At 32.7% G+C, this 21315-nt stretch carries 22 protein-coding genes; 1 reads left to right on the forward strand and 21 read right to left on the reverse strand.

All coding sequences use genetic code 11. From position 1 onward, the window contains the following. Positions 1 to 43 precede the first annotated feature (43 nt). The 12 genes from ACQQ6V_RS11670 to ACQQ6V_RS11725 form a co-directional block, all read right to left on the reverse strand. On the reverse strand, positions 44 to 601 hold the full coding sequence (locus ACQQ6V_RS11670; protein WP_448845698.1) for a serine acetyltransferase: 558 nt from the start codon (positions 599 to 601) through the stop codon (positions 44 to 46). A 9-nt stretch (positions 602 to 610) separates the two neighbouring features. Further along, positions 611 to 1759 carry a glycosyltransferase gene (locus ACQQ6V_RS11675; RefSeq protein ID WP_448846202.1) on the reverse strand — a complete coding sequence of 383 codons (1149 nt, stop codon included), beginning with the start codon at positions 1757 to 1759 and terminating at the stop codon, positions 611 to 613. Between the two features lie 17 nt (positions 1760 to 1776). Further along, positions 1777 to 2625: a hypothetical protein gene (locus ACQQ6V_RS11680; RefSeq protein WP_448845699.1), complete on the reverse strand. Its 849-nt coding sequence runs from the start codon at positions 2623 to 2625 to the stop codon at positions 1777 to 1779. Further along, complete coding sequence (locus tag ACQQ6V_RS11685) at positions 2600 to 3760, reverse strand: glycosyltransferase (protein ID WP_448845700.1); 1161 nt, start codon at positions 3758 to 3760, stop codon at positions 2600 to 2602. Before ACQQ6V_RS11685 ends, ACQQ6V_RS11680 begins: the two co-directional genes overlap by 26 nt. A 50-nt stretch (positions 3761 to 3810) precedes the next feature. Continuing rightward, a complete protein-coding gene (locus tag ACQQ6V_RS11690; protein WP_448845701.1) occupies positions 3811 to 4722 on the reverse strand; it encodes a glycosyltransferase family A protein in 912 nt (303 codons plus the stop codon). Then, positions 4709 to 5881, reverse strand: coding sequence for a glycosyltransferase (locus ACQQ6V_RS11695; RefSeq protein WP_448845702.1), 1173 nt, complete (start codon positions 5879 to 5881; stop codon positions 4709 to 4711). Before ACQQ6V_RS11695 ends, ACQQ6V_RS11690 begins: the two co-directional genes overlap by 14 nt. Positions 5882 to 6036: 155 nt before the next feature. Then, entirely contained in the window at positions 6037 to 7122 is a 1086-nt protein-coding gene (locus ACQQ6V_RS11700; RefSeq protein ID WP_448845703.1) for an acyltransferase family protein, read from the reverse strand. A gap of 28 nt (positions 7123 to 7150) precedes the next feature. Further along, positions 7151 to 8173, reverse strand: a complete 1023-nt coding sequence (locus ACQQ6V_RS11705) for a glycosyltransferase family 2 protein (protein ID WP_448845704.1) — start codon at positions 8171 to 8173, stop codon at positions 7151 to 7153. Continuing rightward, positions 8158 to 9051 (reverse strand): glycosyltransferase, encoded by an 894-nt coding sequence (locus ACQQ6V_RS11710; RefSeq protein ID WP_448845705.1) that lies wholly within the window; start codon positions 9049 to 9051, stop codon positions 8158 to 8160. The genes ACQQ6V_RS11705 and ACQQ6V_RS11710 overlap by 16 nt, the downstream gene beginning before the upstream one ends. Continuing rightward, positions 9052 to 9684 carry an acetyltransferase gene (locus ACQQ6V_RS11715; RefSeq protein ID WP_448845706.1) on the reverse strand — a complete coding sequence of 211 codons (633 nt, stop codon included), beginning with the start codon at positions 9682 to 9684 and terminating at the stop codon, positions 9052 to 9054. 13 nt (positions 9685 to 9697) lie between these two features. Further along, positions 9698 to 10780 carry a DegT/DnrJ/EryC1/StrS family aminotransferase gene (locus tag ACQQ6V_RS11720; RefSeq protein WP_448845707.1) on the reverse strand — a complete coding sequence of 361 codons (1083 nt, stop codon included), beginning with the start codon at positions 10778 to 10780 and terminating at the stop codon, positions 9698 to 9700. Positions 10781 to 10792: 12 nt separating this feature from the next. Then, entirely contained in the window at positions 10793 to 11314 is a 522-nt protein-coding gene (locus tag ACQQ6V_RS11725) for an acyltransferase (protein ID WP_448845708.1), read from the reverse strand. An 87-nt stretch (positions 11315 to 11401) separates the two neighbouring features. Between ACQQ6V_RS11725 and ACQQ6V_RS11730 the strand changes: the two genes are divergently transcribed. Next, entirely contained in the window at positions 11402 to 12415 is a 1014-nt protein-coding gene (locus ACQQ6V_RS11730) for a glycosyltransferase (protein ID WP_448845709.1), read from the forward strand. 137 nt (positions 12416 to 12552) lie between these two features. Here the strand turns inward: ACQQ6V_RS11730 and ACQQ6V_RS11735 are convergent, their stop codons facing one another. From ACQQ6V_RS11735 to ACQQ6V_RS11775, 9 genes are all read right to left on the reverse strand, one after another. After that, a complete protein-coding gene (locus ACQQ6V_RS11735; RefSeq protein WP_448845710.1) occupies positions 12553 to 13839 on the reverse strand; it encodes a nucleotide sugar dehydrogenase in 1287 nt (428 codons plus the stop codon). A gap of 4 nt (positions 13840 to 13843) precedes the next feature. Next, positions 13844 to 14836, reverse strand: coding sequence for an SDR family oxidoreductase (locus ACQQ6V_RS11740; RefSeq protein ID WP_448845711.1), 993 nt, complete (start codon positions 14834 to 14836; stop codon positions 13844 to 13846). Positions 14837 to 14846: 10 nt separating this feature from the next. Continuing rightward, the gene (locus tag ACQQ6V_RS11745) at positions 14847 to 15524 is read right to left on the reverse strand and encodes an NAD-dependent epimerase/dehydratase family protein (protein WP_448845712.1); all 678 of its coding nucleotides are present in this window, start codon (positions 15522 to 15524) and stop codon (positions 14847 to 14849) included. After that, on the reverse strand, positions 15521 to 16705 hold the full coding sequence (locus ACQQ6V_RS11750; RefSeq protein WP_448845713.1) for a hypothetical protein: 1185 nt from the start codon (positions 16703 to 16705) through the stop codon (positions 15521 to 15523). The genes ACQQ6V_RS11745 and ACQQ6V_RS11750 overlap by 4 nt, the downstream gene beginning before the upstream one ends. Next, positions 16695 to 17534 carry a hypothetical protein gene (locus ACQQ6V_RS11755; protein WP_448845714.1) on the reverse strand — a complete coding sequence of 280 codons (840 nt, stop codon included), beginning with the start codon at positions 17532 to 17534 and terminating at the stop codon, positions 16695 to 16697. The genes ACQQ6V_RS11750 and ACQQ6V_RS11755 overlap by 11 nt, the downstream gene beginning before the upstream one ends. Then, positions 17531 to 18328 carry a glycosyltransferase family 32 protein gene (locus ACQQ6V_RS11760; protein WP_448845715.1) on the reverse strand — a complete coding sequence of 266 codons (798 nt, stop codon included), beginning with the start codon at positions 18326 to 18328 and terminating at the stop codon, positions 17531 to 17533. The genes ACQQ6V_RS11755 and ACQQ6V_RS11760 overlap by 4 nt, the downstream gene beginning before the upstream one ends. A gap of 3 nt (positions 18329 to 18331) precedes the next feature. Further along, positions 18332 to 19324 carry a WaaS/CpsH family glycosyltransferase gene (locus tag ACQQ6V_RS11765; RefSeq protein WP_448845716.1) on the reverse strand — a complete coding sequence of 331 codons (993 nt, stop codon included), beginning with the start codon at positions 19322 to 19324 and terminating at the stop codon, positions 18332 to 18334. Positions 19325 to 19539: 215 nt separating this feature from the next. Continuing rightward, positions 19540 to 20493, reverse strand: a complete 954-nt coding sequence (locus ACQQ6V_RS11770; protein WP_448845717.1) for a glycosyltransferase family 32 protein — start codon at positions 20491 to 20493, stop codon at positions 19540 to 19542. After that, positions 20486 to 21313: a glycosyltransferase family 2 protein gene (locus tag ACQQ6V_RS11775; RefSeq protein WP_448845718.1), complete on the reverse strand. Its 828-nt coding sequence runs from the start codon at positions 21311 to 21313 to the stop codon at positions 20486 to 20488. The genes ACQQ6V_RS11770 and ACQQ6V_RS11775 overlap by 8 nt, the downstream gene beginning before the upstream one ends. Positions 21314 to 21315 lie beyond the last annotated feature (2 nt).

The raw sequence follows: 21315 nt of genomic DNA on the forward strand, positions 1-21315 counted from the left end.
AAGTAATTTATTTCAAATAAAAAATAAAAAATATTAACAAAGTTTAATATTTAATAGGATAATTAATATAGTTTTCTGTGGCTTTTATGTTAGGACTTATAGTAGCTGGATTGCCTATAACTACTGAGTTATCAGGTACATTGGTGGTGACGTAAGCGTTGGGAGCAATGAGAACATTATTACCAATATTAATTTTGCCAACAATGACAGCATTAGGGCCGATCCAGACTTCGTTGCCAATAATTGGTACGCCTTGATTTTTGCCACGATTGGCTTGTGCAATGGTTACGCCTTGTGCGATGTTACAATTTTTACCAATAATAGCTTTTGGGTTAATAACAAGGTGTCCCCAATGCCCAAGATAGAGCCCTTCTCCAATCTGAGTTTCTGCATAGATTTGGAAGCCATATTTTATCTGATAATGTCTTAAAATTAATCTGTAAACTTTACCAAGCAGAGTGTTTTTGGGATGTTTTTGGGCATTACGCAACCAATATATAAAATGTAAATTTGGATTAAAACATTTTTTAATAATCTGAAAATGATTAAGATATTGTCCACTTTCTCTATAGAAATCCTTTTGAATAATAGTGTAAGCCATGAGGTAAATTTACAGATTATCGATGATGTCCGTGATACCTTTAACCGAATTTTTTAGATTAAAAGGCATTTCGTAGTTTTTCAGTTTGTCTTGATAAGTTGTGAAGCTTTCAGGATTGGTCAGCGCTTGTTTCATACCGTTATAGATCCCATTTTCTGAGTTTTCTGTAATCAGACCAAATTCGCCATCATTCAGCATTTCTTTAACCCCAGAAACATTTGTTGCGATAATATTCTTTTTTAGAGTCATTGCCTCAAACAAAACGGTAGGAAAGCCTTCATATCTAGAACTTAAAATATAAAAATCAGCTTTCTTGAAATAAGGATAAGGATTGTCCGTAAAACCTAACATTGTGGCTGTATTGTCAAGTTTTAAGTCGGATTTCAACTTTTTAATATTTTCAAAATCATAGCCATCTCCTACGATTAGAAGTTGATGCATCAATCCTTCGTCCAAGAGCTTTTTATGAACTTTTAATAACCGATCAAAGCCTTTCTGAGGAAAAACGGTGCCTACAGAAATAAAACTGGGTATGCTATCCTCAAAATGATATTGTTCTATGTCTCCTTCTGCTTTGGTTAAGATTTCTTGGGTGTCTAGAGGATTGTAGATTCTAACAATTTTTGATTTTTCTTCTGGAGAAACAGCAAGATCTTCGAAAGTTTCCTGAATCTTTTTCGAAATTACCATCACTTTATCATAATTGAAAAAACGACGGATTTTGTCTTTAGTATAACCTTCAACTTGTGTAAGATCGTTATGAATCCACATTAATTTTTTGGAAGACTTAAGTGGACTGTTCAGTATTTCGTCCATAAAACCGTGAATGGCCGCAAATTCTATATCATACTGTTTGTTGGCTAATTTTCTTTTGTAAAGAATTTTAGGATATTTTTTCAGTAAACGTTGATATACAACTCTGTAAGCTTTTTTTGGGATGTCTTTTGGGCGATTAGTGGTAATCATTTCTCCATAGTTAAGATACATCACATTAACCCAGTTTGGGACTTCTGTAAGATATTTTCCGGAGTATAAATTGAGCAGTAGATCTACCTCATATTTGTCTGGTGAAAGATTTTTAAGAAAAGTAACCAATACTTTTTCGGCACCGCCATGACGCAGAGAGCCAATACGAATAAGGATTTTCTTTTTACTCATCATTTTGTGTGTTTGTATTAAGTTGGATTAGCCCAATCTTGATAAATCTTATTAGCTAGTAATCTGGTTTGCTTTATGTTATCAATTGTAAAGATTAAAGGCTTTATTTTACTTGCATAATTCTTCTCAACATAATCTAAAAAAGAAATCCATTGCTCATAATCCAAATCTGCAAAATTCTCTTTAGCATAAAAGGAAGAGCCTAAGGCGTTGATTTGATTTTGATAATTAAGTCGTTTTATTGGCGTGTTATATTGCGAAACATAAAGTCTAGAAAAGGTATCTTGTTTTTCTTGCAATTCTTGCTTAGAAAGCCCTACAAAGCTAAACGGTATATCTGCTGGCAAAGGAACAGAAATATGATAAAAGTGAAGATTAATCTTCTTTTCTAAACCTAATTTTTGTATAATTGGTTGTAATATTGTACTGATTTTGATATGTTCTGCGTGCCAATCCAAAGGAAATGGCAAGAAAATATCCGAGTGATTTCCGTTAGCTAGAAGTGCTTCTAGATCGCTGTAATCTGTGTAAGAATTAGAGTTGATTTGATTAAAACTATATTTTTTTTGGATGGCATTAATCTCAAGCAATCGCATATTTTTATTGCTCTCGTTGTAATTATTCCCCAAAAACTGAAAATAATAGACGTCTAATTCATTTTTAAAATGCTTTAAAATAGTGCTATTACCAATCAATTCGTCGTCGGCATGAGGAACCAAAACAAGCGGCTTTGTGATTTGGTCTAGTTCTAGTTCTTCACCGGTTTTAATTTCATTTTTAGGAAAGTTGATGAATTCTAACTTCCACAATAACAGAAATTTATATCTTCTTAGTCTAAGTTTAATTTTTTTGATGAGCTGCTTCATTTGTTAGTATATTTTTCCATTTAATAAGTGTGTGCTTTGAGCGCCATTGGTATACATCTTCATAACTGGATTGATTAAGCGATTGTAATTTTTCTGGATTAGCAATAAGATAATTTAACTTTTGGATGAAAGAAACCTCGTCATTATATGGAATTAAATAGCCATTTTTATCAGTGATAATGTCTGACGGACCATATTTGCAATCATAAGAAATGAGACCATTCCCGCAATACATTGCTTCCAGAAGGACTTGCCCAAAAGCTTCAGTCTTACTCATAAACAGGAAAATCTTGCTTTGTAATAATTCGGTTTTTATTTCGTCTATGCCGAGTCTGCCTGTAAATTCTATTTGATTTGTTAGATGTTGATCTTCACAGTATTTTTTGAGCGTATTTAATTCTGGCCCATCACCGATTATTTTAAGTTTAAAACCTTTTAAATCAGTTTTTTGTATGGCTTTTATAAGGCTCAATACATTTTTATCTTTGTCTAATCTGCCGACATAGATTAATTGATTTTTTTTGGATTCGAAATTAACATGGTCGATGCTTTCAAAAGGTTCTCCAACCATATTTGGGATTAAAAAACTATTGCTGTTCAGGGTTTTATAATAATCTAATGAAGCTTTGTTGATGCAAACTACGGCTTTTAAGTTTTTGTATTTTGGTCTAAAATAATCGCCCCAAAACTTTCCTCCAACCTCAAAGTTGGAATGTTCCCACGCCAATGTTTTTTTTGCAATTTCCTTATTAATGCTTATCTGCGCAGATAATTTGTACCAAGAAGAAATAATGATGTCGTATTGCTGATGGTTTTTTGCAAGCCATTTGGATAACATGCTCCATTGCCCAAAATCATAAATATAATTTTTAATATTTGATCTTTTTGGTAGTTTTCGAAGGTATTTATCAATATTAACATTGATTTTTGTAAATGCCCAATGCGAAAAAGTATCAATAGAAATAACCTTAACGCGAGGATCAAGCTCATAAAAACTACTCTTATCATCTACCATTAGCATAATCGTCACATCATAACCATTTGCTGCCAATTCATTAACCAAAGAAACCAACACGCGAGCCACGCCACCTGGTTTGAATAGCTTATAATAAATGAAAAGTAATTTCTTGTTCATAGTGTTGCTTGTAAATATTTCAAATATTAAAAATAGAATTAAAAAGCATATTATTTCAATTTTTTATAGATTAATGTTGCGGGATATACCAATGCAGATAAGATTTTAAAATGCTTTAATCTTTTGTTGATTTCTGCTAAATTTTTACCGTTAATTATCGAGTAAATCTGATATCCAATCATATTTCTAATCAATGCTTTTGGGTAGGATAATAATTTGGTTCCATAAGAATTAAGAAACGAAAGATGACCTTCCATCAGCCCGAAGGTGTTTTTTCCTGTCCATCGCGTGTTAGAGACTGAGTTTTGGTCAGCTTCATCAAGATGATAATTTCGCACAATTTTGTTCACAAATCGAGTTTTTACACCTCGAGCATCGTATGTGTTGAAAAACACAGCTTGCGGGATATAACCTTTACCTTTATATTGAGAATAATCAAAATCCTTGAGTAAACCTTGGTACGTTGCAGTGATGAAAATCCCAAATTTGTCGCCTCTCACCTTGTATTTATACCGCATGTCAAAAATGGATCCGTCAAAACTATTATTAGGATAAGGATCACCAACAATTGCTCCTTGTTCCGATTGTGAAAGTCCCATCACAGAGATAAATTCTGACTGATTAGGGATTTTTTCAACTTCATTGTAAAGCGTTTCTAAAGCATTCGCTGGATAAGAATCATCAGAGTCTACAACCATAAAATAAGCCGAAGTTATTTTCTTGACGCCTTCAAAAACTGTTACAAATTTATGCTGATTCTCATTCCAGAAATAATCAATATCCAATAGGCTTTCAGCTTGGAAAGAAGCAACAATTTCTTTGGTATTATCTGTAGAACCATCGTCCATAATAATCCATTTAAAATCTTTGAAAGTTTGATTTTTTAATGAATCGTACACGCGCTGCAAAGTATGCGCACGGTTGTAGGAAGGCGTTACTATAGTGATTTTAACTTCTTTCATTCTCTAGCTTTAATTGATACTGATGTTCAAAAACCATGCTTACTTGGCGGTAAATTTCTTTTTCGTTAAATTTTTCCTGAGCGTTGGCGGTTCCCTCGATAATGTGATTAACTAAGGCTTTATCGGTCATAAATTGCTTCATTGCATCATACATCTCTTTCTCGTCATAACGGATTAAAACTCCGTCTTTACCATCATCAATCATCTCAGAAATGCCACCAACATTGGTCGATATAATTGGTTTTCTCATGCACATTATTTCGCCAATAACTAACGGGTAAGATTCTGACTGCGTGGGTAATATAAAATAATCCGAAGCTTTAATATAAGGATAGGGATTGGTCTGGGAGTCCAAAAGCAAAAAAGAGTCTTCTACGCCCAGTTCTTTTCTTTGATTTAGAAGATTCTCCATCTCGTTGCCACCACCGATAACTGCAATTTTATGTGAAAAACCATCATTTAACAATTGACGATGCACCTGCATCAATGTATGATAGCCTTTGCGAGAATGCAATCTTCCCATCGACGAAAATACAGGAACGTCAGTATTGTAAGAATAGTCAAAAAGTTCGGCTTTTTTCAGAATCTCATCCACTTTTATGACATTATAGATTACGGTAGATTTTGGGTAAGTCACTTGATATAGATCTTCTATGACTTGGCGCGTTTGCTTCGATCCAAAAATCATAAAGTCAAAGCGTTTCATTTTTTCTATTCTGCTTAGCACGCGCTTTTGGTCTTTGTCGTAGCCAACATCGGTGTGAAACCAACCTATTTTTTGCGATTTTTTGTTGGGCGAATTTAGAACCATATCAAATTCTGCATAACCAGGCGACACTTCTATATCGTAAGTTTCTTTGACTTTTAATTGGTAAAGAATAGAAGGGAATTTGTCATAGATTTCCAACTTTAATCGTCTCCAGACCATTTGTATTTTTTGCAGAAAAGGATTGGAACTCATTTGTTCTTTTCCTTTTTCTACGATAATAACTTTTATGTCGCTGGGAATATCTTTAATCAACTCACCTTGATACAGATTAAGCATCAAGGTAAAATCGAATTTATCTTTGGGTAAATTTCTAAGTAAATCTAGCACAACTCTTGGTACTCCGCCCATTTCTAAAGAGCGCAACCTAAAGAGGACTTTAATTTTTTTCATTAATTATTTTATGTTTGTGTAAAAATAAGATTTTATATAGACTTCTTAGATTTGTTTAGGCTTAATCGATATAATTTTTAACAATTTAATAAAATTGATGATAAACTAAGAGGAATAATATCGCCCAAAATAATTTAATAAAAACGTCAAATGAATTAAGAAATTGATTTCGCAGTCTTTGCCTTTCCAAATTTTTTTCTAAAATATAGATTAAGAGGTTCTTCTACATACGTGAAAAGACCAACGGAAATTATATTAAGAATAATGAAAATAACCAGTTTGTTATCGCTGATATAATCATTGATGAAAATAGGGATGAATCCTTTGTGAATCAAATAAAATACGAAAGAACTTTTGCCTAAAAGTACTAATGTCTTACTAGAAAGAATATTTTGGATAAAGGTTTTTTCGAATATCAAACCCCATAGTAATGGTGCTATGCCAACAATGCTAAGGAATGCCATCTCTCCAAAGCGACCCATGTCCGATTTTAAATCAACATAAAAGGCCAATGTAGGTCTGGTTACAAGATAGAGCAGAATGATAAGTATTCCGAAATAGGTTACCCAATTTCTCTTAACGCTAATTTTTTTTTTTAATACAATATAGCCTAATATTATCCCAGCAAAAAACTCTATAATATAGGCATGAATATTAGTTTGGAAAAAGCCAAAATGGTTTCCTGGAACAGCCAGCAGGTTTTTAATCAAAGCAAAAATGCCAAAAATTAATAGTGGAAGTAGCCAAAGAGCGTTTTTGTTTTTTCTAATAAAAATAAAATATAAAGGAGCGGTAAAATAAAACATTTCTTCTAATGTTAAAGTCCAACCTTGTGGTATACCGCCTAAAAAAAATTTGCTAAACAAAGCCTTAGTCATTGTGAAAGATACTAATGCCTCTATGCTTTTTTGTTGATCCCAGATATCAGTTGTAATATATCCCACTAGAAAGACGCACAATGTGATGATGAAATACATTGGATAGATCCTCGAGAACCGATTGACTATATAATTTCTAAAATGAATCGGATAATCATTATAGTATCGATAGGTAATCAAAAATCCGCTGAGAACAAAGAAAAGATCAACACCTATGTGAAATCCACTTATTATATCTTTTATAAATAATGGATATTTTGGGTTGCTAAAAGGGAAAAAATGATAAATGAAAATCATCCAAGCTGCCAAGGCTCGGTAACCTGTTAAAGCTGGGAAAAATAATTTGGAAAGTTGCGGTTGCATTCGGTCATTAAATTTGTGTGGAAGAAAATTAATCTACTTTTGCGCCAAGATTTCTGTATTGGGTTCTAAACTTTTCTGCCCATGAAAACCAATCTTCATATTGAGAATCAGGATGGTTTTCGTGATCTAAATAATATCTGATGTAGCTCTCTGAAAAATCTTTTGGGAAGTTATCCATGCTATCAAAATCATCTTTGTACCAAGCTTCATTTAATATGTAATTCATCCGATTGGCATCAAATTGATTGCCGTATTCATGGTAAGAACCCGTAGCCGATGACTGAAAAGTTGTTTTTAGAGCCTCGTTATTTATTCTACCAAAATTGGCTTTTTTGTTTTTGTGATACCAAGCTGCGGCATTTCTAAGCTGTTGCTTTTCGTCCACTTTACCTTTGGCATCCTGCCAGATGGCGAGCCAATAATCTTTCTGATAAAGTCCCATCAAGATGGAGTTGAGCGTCCAGTATTTTAATTTTGTATTATTATCGACCAAGCCCAGTTTGTATAAAATGGTGAATACTTTTAACTTATTGTACATGAAGAGATCCATGATGAATTTATTACTTGTAAAAAGTTTTTTAGGATTGACAGAAGTTATTCCGTCGGTTAATGGTTTCACGTCACAATAGATGTCGTCTTCGTAATTTCCCAGCCAGCCTAATTTTAGCAACGGAATATTATTTTTGTTCATCTTGCTAGTGAGATCATCAAGATCAACATTTTCTGTAACCCAGACATCGTCTTCTATAACCAATACATAGTCAGAAGAATTTGCAACCTCTTTATACCACAACTCCGTGGGAATGCTAAAGCCATTGATCGGTGTGCCATCTTTAAGATTTTGAGTAATTGCTTTTCTCTTTTCTTGCGCTTGCTTGGAGAAAGTAAATCTAGCTTCTGGATATTTGGCTTTAATCTTTTCAACATAATGTTCTGGCGTGCCATCATCCAATATGCTAATGTTATAATCACCTGTAACATATTGATAAATAGAACCTAGACAGCGATCCAAATAATGCGGGCGGTTAAAAGATTTTATGATGATGTCCATGAAGTAAGCTTGCGGATAGTTAGTTTTACTTTATCTTTAATTGGTAGTTGATCAAAATAATGACTAGAGAATATTTCCTGAATAGGAAGCTGTTTTAGAAAAGCTTTTATATGCTTATTTCTATTTTGGATAAGGTTCTTTTCCACTTCTGGAATGTCTTTATAATCGTGCGCTAAATTTTCGTAAAGATAAATCATCTTTTCATGATTCATTTTTTTTCCACTCCATACGCCAACATTTTGGCGATAGACAGCCATTTTTTTATCAAGATATTTTATTTTCCCATGTCTCGCGACATCAAGAAAAAGAATGAGATCTCCTAACGGTGCTAGAGAAGTCCAATCTGGAAACTGAGTATTATAATTTCTAAAAACGGCAGTTAGTGTAGGGACAATATTGTTATGAGCCAGATCTACAATGTTCATTTCTGGTTTTACTGCCACGCTGTCAAAAAACGAGGTTTCGCTAACCTGATCATTGAGTTGAGTTTTAAAATTATGACAATAAATTGCATAGTCCGGATTAGCTTCTAAAAAGTCAACTTGAATCTGCAGCTTATTCTCATCAATCCAATAATCATCACCATCACAAATTGCAATATATTTACCTGTTGCTTGTCTTAATGCCCAATGATGATTGTTCATCATCCCAATATTGGAGTCATGTCTTTTGTATTTAACAACAATATTTTGTGGGGCATCTTTTATTGTTTCAGTTATTATACTATCAGAGTCGTCGGGAGAACAGTCATTTGCAATAATTAATTCTATGGGAAAATTAGTGTTTTGTATAAAAACGCCTTGTATTGCTTGTTTAATATAATTTTCATGACCGTAGGTAATCATGATAATACTTAATGTTGGTAAAATTTGTTGCATTTAGTTTTGTTTGATAATTTTAGCAGGAATACCAACAGCAACACAATTATCAGGGAGATCTTTTGATACCACAGCGCCTGCTCCAATAGTTACATTTTTTCCTATTTTTACTTTTGGTAGTATAATCGCTCCCGTTCCAATAAAAGTTTTATTTCCAATCTCACAATTTCCAGAAATTGACACGCTAGGACAGATTTCGCAAAACTCTCCAATTGTAACATCGTGTCCAATAGAAGAAATCTGGTTGATAATAGTCCCTCGTCCAATTTTAATATCATTAGTAAGAACTGTATTTATCATTATGTTACATCCTTCGCCAATAATATTGTTAAAGCTACCAATAATGGAAGTATGGCTGATCGTAGATGTTAATTGTCCACCAAGTTGAGAGAACTTTTCATACATTAATTTCCTTAATTTTGGATTCCCAATCCCGATCGTAAAATCGTTGCCATGTTTTGAAAAATGCTCCTTAACAGCTTTTGTATTTTTTAGAATAGGAAATTTATCATAAAGAAAATCCCCAACATCATCGTTAACATCATCATAAAATGCCAGACCTTCTGTCTCCTTATTCTGATGGAGAATCTCTAATACTTCTTTTGCAAATCCTTTTGCACCAATTATTAGCATGATTAATTTAGATTTAATTATTTTGAACTCTTAATAAATGTCTGGCGATTAGATCTACTTCTTCTAGAGCAAGGTCGTAATATAATGGCAAGCATAATACGCGCTTCGCGATATCATCGGTAACTTCTAAGTCTTGTTTTTCTAAATAATGAAGCGAGTTGGCAAGCGATGGATAAAAATATCTTCTTGTAAAAATCTCATGAGCTTTAAGGTGCTCTATGCACTTTAACATTAATTCTTCGGACTCAAAAACAATAGGATAGTAAGAGTAATTATTTTCAGAGTTAAGATGCCAGACTGGTCTTACCGCTTTCAAGTTCTTTAATTTCTCATCATAGCGCAGTGTTAGCGCTTTTCTTTTTTGATGGATGGTATCTATATATTTTAGATTAGCCAATCCCATTGCAGCATGTAATTCTGAGTTTTTCCCATTTAGTCCCAGTTCTGCAAAGTTTTCCGGACCATCAAAACCGAAGTTCCGGATGTATGCGAGTTTCTTCAAAAGATCGGGATCTTTGGTTATCAATAATCCACCTTCTGTAGAGTGGTACAATTTGGTGGCATGAAGTGAGCAAGTGGATATATCACCATACTCAAAAATAGATTTTCCATTGATTTCTACTCCAAAAGCATGTGCCGCATCGTAGATAACTTTCAGATTATGCTTTTTAGCAATTTCTTCAATTTTTTCTACATCGCAAGGATTGCCATAGACGTGAGTTGCTAATATGGCAGATGTTTTATCAGTGATAGCTGCTTCAATCTTATCAGCGTCAATATTAAGAGAATCTTTGTCAATATCAACAAAAATAGGCTCACAATTTTCCCACACGATACAACTTGTTGTTGCTATGAAAGAAAAAGGAGTTGTGATGATTTCACCTTTAAGATCTAAGGCTTTTATGGCCATCTGTATCGCGACGGTACCATTTGTAACAAAAAGCAAGTGATTTACTTTTAAAAAATCTTTAAGTCTTAACTCTAAATCGTTGGCGAGAGGTCCCATGTTGGTAAGCCATTGCCTTTTCCATATGCCATCTAAGTAAGATTGATAGATTTGCAGTGGTGGCAAAAATGGTTTATTTACGAGAATCATAATTGTGTGTTTTTAAGAGTTGGAAATATCTTTAATAATTAGCTCTTGTTGACTTATAATAACAGAGCGTTCTGGCAAATCTTTATAAACAACGCAACCAGCACCAACAATACAGTTGTCACCAATTGTAACACCTTTTAGTACTGTGACATTGCTTCCCAGCCAGCAGTTTTTGCCGATTTTTATTGGCTCCGATTTGAATTTTTGATGCTCTACTTTATGTTGAGAATATTCGTGGTTGTGGTCATATAGTTTTACGCCCTCTCCAAACAAGGTGTTTTCACCAATTTCTATTTTTTCGATTGCGTTGATGGAGCAATAATTATTCATAAAAAACCGATCTCCAATGCTGAGCTTGGCATTTTTCCCCACTAATATATTGCAATAGTTTCTGATATTAATGTTGTTTCCAAAATTAATTTCTTGCAAATCTGGATACAAACTGAAATTACAATAGTCACCAATTTTGAGAGACTTTCCAATTTTCGTGTTAGTATTTCTGTAAAGTAATTTGAGCTGATATTTCCTCAGCATTGTTAGGATTAATTTGGGTAATAGCATCATTGGTTTTATGATAACAAAGATAAACTTTTTATAACATATTGAGTATATTTGCGTAAAATGATGAACAAAGAAATGAAACCATTAGTAAGTATTACGATTCCGATATATAAATGTGAGGATTTTATTGAAAAGACTTTAGAATCGGTAATAAAGCAAACTTACTCTAATATAGAAGTCATCCTTGTCAATGATCTCACGCCGGACAATAGTTTTATCATTTCTAAAGATTTTATTAAGTTAAATAATCTTGAAGAAACATGGAGCCTTGTAAGCTTAGAAGAGAATTCGGGATTATCTGTCGTTAGAAATAAAGGCATCGAATTGGCAAAGGGGAAATATATCTTTTTCTTGGATAGCGATGATGAGATTGTTCCTGATGCGATTAGTGATTTTGTAGAATTGGCAGAAAAAACTAATTCAGAGATGGTGGTGGGCGAGGTAGAAGGGATAAAATTACCAGAGATGACAAAGGTGGATGTTTTCCCACTTATTACGGAAGTGGATGTTATGGAAAGTAATCCAAAAATTTTACAAGCGCTGGTTAATGGCAGCTTTCCCGTGAGTTCTTGGAATAAATTGATAAGATTAGATTTCTTAAAGGACAATCAATTGTACTTTACCAAAGGATTATTTGCGCAAGATTCTCTTCACACTTTTGAAATGGGTTTGAAATTAAATAAAATCGCATTTCTGAGAAAAAAAACCTATCTGTACTATCTTCATGGTGCTTCTGTCATACATAATAGAAAGAAAGTTCACTTTGATAATTGGATTACCATTGCTCAGATTATAGACCAGCATTATCAAAAAGAAAAGGATAGTCGTAAGAAAGAACTAATTTTGAAATATCTGGTAGATTTCAAAAATATGACACTTTTGATGAATTGGAAAGCCCAGAAAGATGAAGCGCTCTGGAAATACAGTTACAACGCCTATTCTAAACTTCATGCAATGAAGATTTCTGATTATTTCTCTGGCGATTATACCTCAAAACAGAAAAGAGAATCATTTCTTAATGCTTTGCCAGTAGGCTTAAGTTTTAAAATTTTTAAATGGCGTTACGAGCGATAAAATAGTGTTTTTAAAGCATGATTTTCGAAAGACAAAGATTCAAAATGTACAAAAGCTTAAATTTAATTTTAAAGCTTTTATATTATCGTCAAAATGACAAGACATTTTAGAGAATCTTTTACCTTACATCTTTTAGTTTATAACCTTTTGATATTTTCTTTCCGTGCTAAAGTTCCTTTAACATCGTAGACAACGCCGTTTTCGCAGAGTAAACTTTCTATATCTAACCCATCGAATTCTTTATGAGGAACAGCAAGGACAATTGCTTGATATTTTTGTTGAGGTAATTCTGTTGAGGTTTCTAGATTGTATTCATGCTTCACCTCATTAGGACTGGCCCAAGGATCGTATATCGAAACATTGATGTTGTAATCTTCTAGATTTCTGATAACATCCACGACTTTTGTATTCCTAACATCGGGACAATTTTCCTTGAAAGTAAGTCCTAAAACCAAAACATTAGACTGATTAACTTTTAGATCTTTTTTTAGCATTTGTTTTACGATTTCGCTGGCAACATACTGTCCCATAGAATCGTTTAATCTTCTTCCCGCCAAAATAATCTCTGGATGATAGCCATATTCTTGAGCTTTATGAGCCAGATAATAAGGATCTACGCCAATGCAATGACCACCAACCAATCCTGGTTTAAAGGGAAGGAAATTCCATTTTGTACCAGCCGCGGCCAAGACATCGTGTGTGTCAATATTCATCAAGTTAAAAATCTTTGCCAACTCATTTACGAAGGCTATATTAATATCTCGCTGAGAATTTTCTATCACTTTTGCCGCTTCTGCTACTTTGATGCTTGGTGCAAGATAAGTTCCTGCTTCTATTACGGAGTTGTAAAGATCATTGATAATATGTCCAATTTCTGGAGTAGAGCCTGCTGTAACTTTGAGTATCTTTTCTACAGTGTGCAATTTGTCACCAGGATTAATACGTTCTGGAGAGTAGCCCGCAAAGAAATCGATATTGAATTTTAAGCCTGTGTTTTTTTCAAGAACTGGGACGCATTCTTCTTCTGTGGCACCTGGATATACGGTAGACTCATAGATCACAATATCTCCTTTTTTTAAGACTTTTGCCACAGTTTCGCTAGCTCTATAAAGTGGTGTTAGGTCTGGGCGATTGTTCTTGTATACAGGCGTAGGTACTGTAACAATATAGATGTTAGAATCTCTTATGTCGTCTATATTAGATGAGCAAAATAATCCTTTTTCCTGATAGTTAGGGTTGTTGACTATTAAAGCAGATTGTAAAAGATCATCATCTACTTCTAAGGTACTATCTTTACCATTATTAAGATCGATAACTCTGTTAATGTTAATATCAAATCCAACTACAGGATATTTTGTAGAGAATAGTCTCGCCAGTGGCAAACCGACATAACCTAATCCGATGATTGATATTTTATGCTTCATATTATTACTTTAGATTATTCCAATACCATTTTACGGCTTCTTTAAGACCGTGCTTCATAGAAAATTGAGGTTGGTAATTTAGTAATTTTTTAGCTTTATCAATGCTTGCCAAAGAGTGGGGAACGTCACCTTTTCTATAATCACCATAAATTATATCGACCTCAGCTATTTTTGAGTCAAATTCTGATAAATATTTTTTAAGATATTTAACTAAATCATTGAGCGTAGTTCTTTCCCCAAAGGCTGTATTATAAATCTGATTGTAAGCGTCTTGATTATTGGAGGTTATCGCCAGAAGATTCATCAGGATAACATTGTCGATGTAAGTAAAATCCCGAGAATATTCGCCATCACCGTTGATTGTTGGAGACTCATGATTCATCAGCTGTGTTACAAACTTAGGAATTACTGCTGCGTAAGCCCCATTAGGATTTTGTTTTCTCCCAAAAACGTTGAAATACCTTAAGCCAATGGTGTCAAAATCATAAGTTTTTTTGAAAACGTCAGCATATAGCTCGTTAACATATTTTGTAATGGCGTAAGGGGAAAGAGGTTTTCCGATATTGTCTTCAATTTTTGGCAATGCTTTATAATCACCATATGTAGACGAGCTTGCCGCATATACAAATCTTTTTACTTCAGCATCTCTTGCAGCTACAAGCATATTGAGAAATCCGCCAACGTTGACATCATTGGAGGTAATTGGATCGTTTATAGATCGTGGTACTGAGCCTAATGCGGCTTGATGTAAAATAAATTCTTGGTCTTTACAAGCACTTTTGCAAGTTTCTAGATCTCTGATGTCACCATCTATGAGCTTAAAATTAGGATGATTAATTACGGCATCTAAATTTTCTTTCTTACCCGTCGAAAAATTATCTAAGCAAGTCACAATGGCATTATTTTCTAACAATGCCTCACATAGATTAGATCCAATAAAGCCCGCACCACCAGTGACTAAAACTTTTTGATCCTGAAGTTTTATTTTAAAGTCCATTTCTGCTTAGTTAATAGTATTTTTCCAGAATTCTGGTAATGTAATCTTCTTTGTTTATAAGTCCATTATTTTGGAAATAATCCTCCACATCAGGAACGTTGATATCATATCCAGAACCACTTTTGATGAGGTTTAGATTTAATTTTACATTATAAAACCGTTCGATAATTTCCAAAATTTCTATGATTGCATAATTCTGAATATAAGCGACATTTACAATTTTATTAAGAATTTGTTTATCCAATAAATTAAAAGTAATGTTTCTTATATCGTCTGCGTCTATGAGATTTCTGGTGGCTTTGGTATGCACATTTATGGTTTCGTTATTTTTTATGGAGCGGATAAGATAATTCATCAGCAGGTTTGGGTTGCCACCTTTTCCAACGGCATTACTCACTCTCAAAATAAGATATTGCTTGCAAAGACTTTTGATGATTTGCTCCATTTTCAGCTTATGAAGTACATAATCGCTTCCTGTTTTTGAGGAGTCGTAGATACTGCAAGTAGAAAAATATACAAAGATTTTTTCTGGATTGTCCACGATTGTATTTCTGACAAGAGTCTCTTCTCTCAGGAATTCTTCTTCTCTATCTTCAAGAGAGTTAGAAACACCAGACGCGAAAAAAATAGTGTTTTCCCGATCGTTTTCTACGAAAAGTGAAGCGATGAGACCTTTGCCTATTATCATTGTAATATTATTTTTGAAATATATGAATATATTATTAATAGTACATTCGAGAAAAGATAAGGATGATTACCCAAATTGATGTAAGGAATAGGGAATAGCAGACATAATAGATATAAAGTGTTCCTATTATGGATGCTAATGAAACTTAGCTTTTTCGTAACTATATTTGACCATTTATTTATCAAAACATTATTTACGGTAAAATTATCGCTTGAGATAAAGAAAAAGACAATAAAAGTCAAAAGAAATGATAGATAAATAAACCTTTGCCAATCTATCGCCGCATAATAAATAGGCAATGTCATAAAAATAGAGGATATAAATATAAAAGGCAAAATAAATATACCATTGCTCTTTTTGAATAATTTAAAATTAAACAACAAGGCAAAAAGAAAACCTATAAAGCTTACGTATACTAATCCCCGCGAAAATCCTAAATTATTTAGTTTAAAAACGTATCCAATATGATTAGTTAACGTACCTTCTAACGCTAGTAAAGAGTTTGGTATTTGTAATATTGGTTTATTTTGAGGTATATTATATTGTATGCTGCTCAACATTTCTGTTGCTAGACCATCAATACCTCCCGAATATTCTGTTACAAAGAAAAATGCAATTATAGCTGGAACAGATAATGTCATGCTTTTCAATAAATAATTTCTGCCTTTTAAAAGCGAATAAATTAAAAGAGTAGAGCATGAGTATAGGATAAACATTTCATGACTTAATACTCCTATAATTAGTAAAATAGAGCAAATAATATTATGGATAATTCCTCTTTTATTTAAGAGATATATTGATGTATAGATAATTAATATCAAAAAATAATCTCTAAAACCTATCATATTACAAAGTAATAGGTAAGGTAGAAAAAATGGAAGCAGTAAAAAATTTGTACTTAATTTATTTTTTTTAAAATAATGATAGAATATTAAGCATATTGCAGTAAAACAAGATATCGAAAATAATCTAACTATTAATAAAGGATTAATCCCAACTTTATTAAATTGTAAAAAAATACTACCAAGAAGCCCCCTTCTTATAAAGCCATTTTTGTAATTAATTAAAAGATCAGCTGTTTCATAGTTTAATATTAACGGAGAAAAGGCATACTTTAAAAATTCGTAGATATAAATAATTGATAACAGAAAAAAAGGAATATGTATAAATCTAATTTTCATAATACTCTTTTATACTTTTATGTCCAACATGCAGCATCACTTCATTTCCGATGCCTTCGTTACCGTCGCACACGCACCATTGTTTTGGTAAGATGTAGGGAGATATCCCCGTTTTCCAGGCTGCTTTCCACATAACGAGGGAGCCTCGTGATGGATCAGTTTTCATGATTTCTGCACAGTTTTTGTAAAATTCTAATCCTCTGTCATCATTTTTCCAAAGCGTCATCGGACTTTGATTGTAAGAATGTCCAAGACCTTTGGAGTCGTCTGTAATCTCTTGTGTGTCCTTGGATATTTGCATATCCTGACGCAGCAACTGACGATCATTGTAAGGTACGCAAAATCCAAATTTTTTGGTCAGATTAATTAATGCAATGACATCAGATGATACAATTTGCATATCAGAATCCAACACACATTTAAAATCTGCCTTAGAATTAATCAACGAATAAAATTTATAATAATCTGCTGTTCTGTAACCAAACCTTTCATGGTCAGGATTTATTACTGGCGATTTTACTTTAATTAGATTGACTCCGGCGATATTTAGATCAAAATCACTATAAACGGTATATGTTACGTCTGGGAAATACTTCTTCAAAGTTTTCAGCGAGGGATCTAATCTGTTTTCAGAATCCAGTGTTGCTCCGCCTCCGTTGGTACGATGTTCTCCAAATTCTGCAAAAAGAAATTCTATAGACAAAGTATTCAAAAAATCTCTTTCCGGGTCAGAAAATTCCTGATTGATAAAGTGGATTTTTTTTTCTTTGATCTTGTGCGCTGTAGCTCTTCCCAATAAAACAGCAATGGCATCTTTTAGTTTTTTCATTTCCTGATTTTTTTAACCAATTTGCGCTGTAAATAATCTAGGATATATCTGGTTGGGATTTGGTCTAGGATATCGTCTATTTTTAGCAATTGATGATTGTAGACGACATCTTTTATTCTTTTTTTTCCATTTTTTTCTTGGATTAATTTATGGAGTAATCCATACATATTAACCATTTCTTTGTAGGTGTTTTCCTCCTCCGTCCAGCTGTCATGCCAAGATCCCGAAAAATGATGGGTGACATAATTGATGGGAAGATCTAAGGAAAAGTAGGTCGATGGATACAGATGTACCCCATACTTCAATTCCTGGTATTGATCCTTATTTGGATCTGCGCCGTACTTTTCTACCAACAATTTGGAAAATATAGCAGTATTTGGTGTTTCAGAATATGGATTGTCCAAATAATACTGCATGATGTCAAAAGCCAACGGATGACCTGCTTCTACACCCCAAAATGCAGAATATGGAATTCCTTTGATCTCAAAACCACAAATAGCGGGATGTTGCAAAAAATCGTTCAAGGTATTTTTGACTTCCATGTCTGTGTCCAAGTAAAAACCACCTTGCTCGTAAAGTATTTTTGCTCTAGCAAAGTCGGAGACAAAAGCCCATTTTTTATTTTGATAAGCTGTATTGACAAAGTTATTTTGTGTGACATCAAAGTTAGCTTCATTCCACTCTATAATCTCATAATCCGGCAAATACTTTTGCCAGCTTTGTATACAGTATTCTACAATTTTTGGTTTTGGATTATTACCAAACCAGAAATAATGTATTTTTTTTGGAATCATAGGTTATTTGTTAATTTCAAATAGATTTTGGATCCAGTTATCAAATTTATATTCGTTGACGATAGTGTCATTAATATGATGATACGGTTTTGCAATAAATTCTTCTAGGCCTGCAAAGGTTTTATAATCAGTGATAAATATATTGTCCGGATGATAGAAATCATACTGTTTTGCGAATTGATTATTGGTAATGATTTTATTCTTAAAATTTAGAGCTTCAAAAAATCTTAATGACAAGCCATTATGTTCCTCTCTTTTAATATCTATTAAATATTTTGATTTATTACTCAAATCTAAGCATTCTTGGTAAGATAAGGATTGATTTAGCATTTTTAACTTATCAGATTTTCTAGGATTGTAATCATTTTGCTTTAGTTTAAAATCAATAATAAAGTTTGGATTAATAAAGTGAATTATATCAAAAAGTTTCTCCAATATATCAAACCGATCTTCTGTATCGACGCCAATATAAGAAAAATCTATGCTTTTGGGAAGCTGTTCTTCTTCAAAAAAACAATTGGTAATCGACTTTAGATTATAGTCAGGATAATCTCTTACATCTAGCTCATCAAAAACATATATTTGATCAAACAATTCATCGTAATCTAAAATCTTCGCAGAGACAGACAGTCCATCTAGCTGATAATCTATCATTTTGTCAGAAATTGTACGGGCATATTTTAGGACATTTTCTGGGACTAGATCACCTCTAATCACAAAACAAACATCGAATTTCAGATTTTGTTTTTTTAATTGATTGAGCTTTTTTCTGGTGATGTTATCAAAGTTACGATCGTTAATCTTGTGGATATGCTGAGTATCTTTTTTTACGATCCGATGATAAATGTTTTCTAATTTTTGCAGTTTCGAAAACTCATAGTAAGGGATTTCTTCATCGTAAAACTCATGCACGTCATAACCGTTCAATTTGAAATGCTTTACAAACTGAGCCGCTAGATTTGTGTTTTTGTAGATGAAAAGAACTTTGTTTTTCACAGTAATTGCTTGAACTTGTATTTTAAGGTGACTTTATTATTTGTATTTTTTTATAGTCTGAATCTTTTTATAAGCTTTCATCCAATTGATGAATCCCAAATGTTTGTAAGAAGATAAATTATATGCCTTTATAAGTTGTGTCATCAACTCGGAAGTCAAACTTCCAGCAGAAAAATGGACTATATTAATTTTGTTTAGGATATATGCGAGTTCCATTAATTTTTAGTATTGATTTTATGAATATACTTTTTTAACAAATTGTTTACAATATAATAGAGGTAATTAAAACTGCGTAATAACTTATTACTTCTGTAGTGTTTATCAGGGGAAATTTTATACAAAAGAGATTCTTTAGTGTACTGACCTCTATTAATAGCGGTATCCAAAAATGTTCTTGTTGTATTTATGTATTTGATTAAAAATGGTAAATCGCTAGTATCTTTAGTTTTATCTTTTAGAAAGAAAATGAAAAACTCTTTTAAAGTGAATTTTAACTTAAATTTATATAAATGTCCAGTGTCATTAGCAGAATACATTAATATCCTGTAATTTTTACTTTCTAACATTATTTTGATGGCTGAAAGATAGCATATTAAATAATCTGCAGATATATCATCATACAAGCCTTGTATCTGCTCTTTATTATTTTTAAGTTCTGTATAATATTGATGAGGCTTTTTTGAGGTATAACACTTTTCATATTCATTGTACCAGTCCCTAATAAATTGGCTATTTTTAGTTGCAGCTAAAAACCATGTTTCAATAATTGGTTGACCATAATTAGTGGTAAATAAATCAGAATAGAAACCAATTAACTCAGGTTTATATGATGATTTCACAGTATCTAACCAAGAGAAATCCTGAGTGATTAAAATACTGGCATCCATCCAGATACCGCCATGGGTTCTTAATAAATCTAACCTAATAATATCTGAATAATTAGCTATTGGTAAATCCTCTCTAGAAGCAATAATATTAGGTAAATATTGATGTAAATTTTTATTATTAAGTATTATGATTTCATAGTCTAATAATGTAGATTTTAGTTTATCAATACATCTGTTGACCACTTCAGAAGACCTGCCTTCCCAATATAGCCAAATTGTTTTTGGAATATGATCTAGGATGGGATCTCCAGTACCCCATAATATTTTTGAATATTTATTCATTTACTAATTTTAGTATTTTAAAAACAATTCTCCCAAACCAATTTTTTAAAATAAGCGTCTCATAGTATTTTTTATCTTGATAATATCTTTCTTTTTCTAATGAGGTTTTAATTATCCAGCTATTATTGTTAATGTAGTGCTCTAAATGTTTTTTTAAAATATATTTTTTAGTTTCGTATTGTTTGTCAGAATCATTGTTCATTAAAGTATTCATAGAGACTTCTTTCCTTCTGTAAAAGAATCCTATATAATCGACTTTTTTAACTTTTGTGTCGGTATTAAAGAACATATTTATCCAGAATTCCCAGTCCTCTAGACCTTCTTTAAGGGATTCGTCATATCCACCAAGACTTAGCCATTTAGCTCTAGGATAGATGCATGAGCAGTAAAAAGGATTGACATACAGCAATCTTTCAGGTATTATTTTATTGACATTAATAATATATTCTTCAGCACCAAATAATTGTAAAGAAAAATATATGAAATCATACCCTAATTTAATTTCTTTCTCCGCCAATTCTAAATATCGATTACCTATCTTATCATCACTATCCAGTGGCAAGATCCATTCTCCTTGTGCTATTTCTATACCCGCATTTCTGGCAGAAGACAATCCTCCATTTTCTTTTTTAAGGTATTTAAAACGTGTATCTTTCTCCGTCCAAATCTTGGCAACTTCCTCTGTATTATCTGGAGAACCATCATTCACTATTATACATTCCCAATTTTGATAGGTTTGGTCTAGGACGGACTGCAAGCATTCATCCATGTATTGGGACTGATTGTAGCAAGGGACGATAATGGAGATTAGAGATGACATTC

Source organism: Chryseobacterium electrogenes (genome assembly GCF_053553015.1).